Consider the following 2,658-nt stretch of genomic DNA (forward strand, 5'->3'; position numbering starts at 1 on the left):
CGGACGTGGTGCCTCCTGGAGCCCCGCAAATCGCTTCGAAAAGCTGCATGTCGATCTAAATGACGTCGATGTTGTCGACGTTGATCCTGAAACGGAAGAACGGCCGCAACGCGGAACGCAATATTTTCGCGACGAAACCAAATCGGTCATCACTCGTAACAACAGTCCGGATGTCGGGTTTGAGACAAGCCTGAATCCGTATCGAGGGTGCGAACATGGCTGCATCTATTGTTACGCACGACCAACGCACGAATATCTCGGCTTTTCCGCCGGACTCGATTTCGAAAGCAAGATCATGGTTAAAACAAGCGCGCCGGAGTTGTTGCGCGCTGAACTGGAATCGCCGCGGTGGCAGCCGCAAACGCTGGTGCTGAGTGGCGTGACCGATCCGTATCAGCCGGTCGAGCGAAAGCTCGGCATTACTCGCGGCTGTCTCGAAGTGCTCGCCAGATTTCGCAATCCGGTGGCGATCATCACAAAGAACCGCCTTGTTACACGCGACGTCGATCTTTTGCGCGATCTCGCCGCGCATAATGGAGTGGCTGTAAATATTTCAGTAACTTCGCTGGACTCGAATTTGCAGCGAGTGCTTGAGCCGCGGACGTCGTCCCCCCAAGCGCGCCTCGATGCGATCCGGCAACTTCGCAGCGCCGGAATCCCAACCGGCGTAATGGTTGCACCGATCATCCCTGGGCTCACCGATCATGAAGTTCCGAAGATTATTGACGCCTGCGCAAAAGCGGGTGCTCAATTTGCCGGATACACAATTGTTCGCCTGCCGTGGGTGGTCGCGCCACTATTTGAACATTGGCTCGAGGAACATTTTCCCGAGCGCAAAGAGAAGGTGCTGGGACGCATCCGCAATTTGCGAGGAAACCGGCTGAACAATTCCCAATGGCACACGCGCATGACTGGCGAAGGTATCTTCGCCGAGCAAATCGCTTCGATGTTTGCCATATCCTGCAGGCGCAACCGAATGTGCGCGCGTCCGAAACTCTCTTGCGCGTCATTCCAAAGACCGACGACGCAACTGCGTCTTTTCGGTTGAAATCATTTATCGTTTCTTGAAGCAATTTGTGCGGCCGCATCCCTTGCTGCAAACGAAACATTAAAGCGGCCGCTGCGAGCCTGCACTAGGTGCGGAGAGGCGGTTATTGGAGGCCGTGCTTATTCATAAACACCGCGCCAGGTTAAGTCCCCGTTAGTTCCTGGCTTCCTCCCCTCGCAGTGTGTTGCACTGTTTCAGTTCTAATCCCTAATCAAGAAACGCCGAGACGTGTTCTTTACCGCTGAATGGACTATCGATTTCGATCAAGTAAGCGCTTAATGCACGTCCGTCGCCACCGCGAATTCTTTCTCTCCGTCGGTGAACACAAGCAGCGCTTCGTTTTCCTTTAGGCCGAGTGCTTTTCGAGCGCGATCCAATTGTTTACTCGAATCGGTAAGTTCGAAATAACGTTCGCCGGCGCTAAGTGGAACCGCGCGCTGACCGAATCGCGTACAACAACCACCATCAAGCCCTTTCAGGCGTTGTGGGGCGGCCCGAGGTAGGGGAATTCGGTGAGCAGATCGTGGTGGGGCCCTACTTTATCCTCCGTGACCTTCCCATTTGTGAGGATAGCTAGGAAGGCATCCTGGACGTCGTCGGTAAGTGCCCGGCCGTTGGCCGGAAAGGACGCCGGGCGCGTGGGGTCATAGCGCAGGAGGTCCGGCAGCAGTTTCCCTGCAACCCGCTTTGCTTCCTCCGGCGTATACCCACCCGCGTGCTCCAGCGCGTGCGCGAAGACGGCCACGAAGCGGGCATCGTCCACCGGCTCCCCATCGAGGTAGGCAGCGTTCTGCTCGCCGGCAAGGAAGGGAGTTTGTGCGGGGAGCGCGCCGCGGTCCGCCTGGACCCAGCCCCCGCCCGCCCCGTCCGCCGGAACTAGCGTGCGGGCCCACAGGCCAACCGCTTTGGACCCCAGGGCCGAGTTGGGCAGCTCCAACACGATGCTGCACACGTCCTTATCGGAGAAGTAATCGTCGCCAGTGAACTGCAGGTTGTTCAACGCGCCCTCCACGTCGAAGAAGAAGGGGTCGCTGCGCCAGCCCGCGAAGAAGCGGTAGTTGCCGACCTCCGTCACTTGCGCCTCCCGTCCTGTCGAGACCGGCGCCCCCTCGAAGATGGCTTGCCCGCCGTCGCCTGTCCCGGCGGCCTGCGCGTCCTCAACGCGGCGCAGTGTTGCGGTCTGTGCTCCACCTTTGGACGCCGAGAACCGCACGCGGTAGGCGATATTGGCGACGGCATCGCCGTCCGTGTCAACCTTCAGCTCGTAGATGGCCTCGGGCGCGAAGGGCTCCGTAGTGGTGGGCCCCGGCGGCTTCTTGGCGGCGGACGGGTGCACGTCCATGACCAGGATCGACTTGCCCGCGTCCCCTGGCTTGGGGAAGGCATACAGATCGGTGAGGTCCAAGCGCGCGTCTCCGCGCGGGAACCCGAAGTCGGGACCGGAGTAATGGTGCGACATCGACTATTTCTCCTCTCGTTCGTGGCGCCAGATCACCAAAAAAGGTCGACCGTTCATTACGGCACGCTGAATTCTGCCGCAAGCACTTATTATTTCGGAGACGGACCACAAATTGACGGTGTGCCACGCACAATATTTAATTCCGCAGTTT

Annotated in this window: 2 protein-coding genes; one reads left to right on the plus strand and one right to left on the minus strand. The window is 58.7% G+C overall.

Annotated features, from left to right (window positions below):
- A partial coding sequence (locus VK574_RS03355; RefSeq protein WP_472798393.1) for a PA0069 family radical SAM protein occupies window positions 1–1,048 on the plus strand: 1,048 nt, incomplete at its 5' end.
- Between the two features lie 475 nt (window positions 1,049–1,523).
- Here VK574_RS03355 and VK574_RS03360 read toward each other — a convergent pair.
- The gene (locus VK574_RS03360) at window positions 1,524–2,453 is read right to left on the minus strand and encodes a DUF4331 family protein (RefSeq protein WP_472798394.1); all 930 of its coding nucleotides are present in this window, start codon (window positions 2,451–2,453) and stop codon (window positions 1,524–1,526) included.
- Between the last annotated feature and the right edge of the window lie 205 nt (window positions 2,454–2,658).

The sequence above is a fragment of the Occallatibacter sp. genome (assembly GCF_035317045.1).
Lineage (GTDB): Bacteria > Acidobacteriota > Terriglobia > Terriglobales > Acidobacteriaceae > Telmatobacter.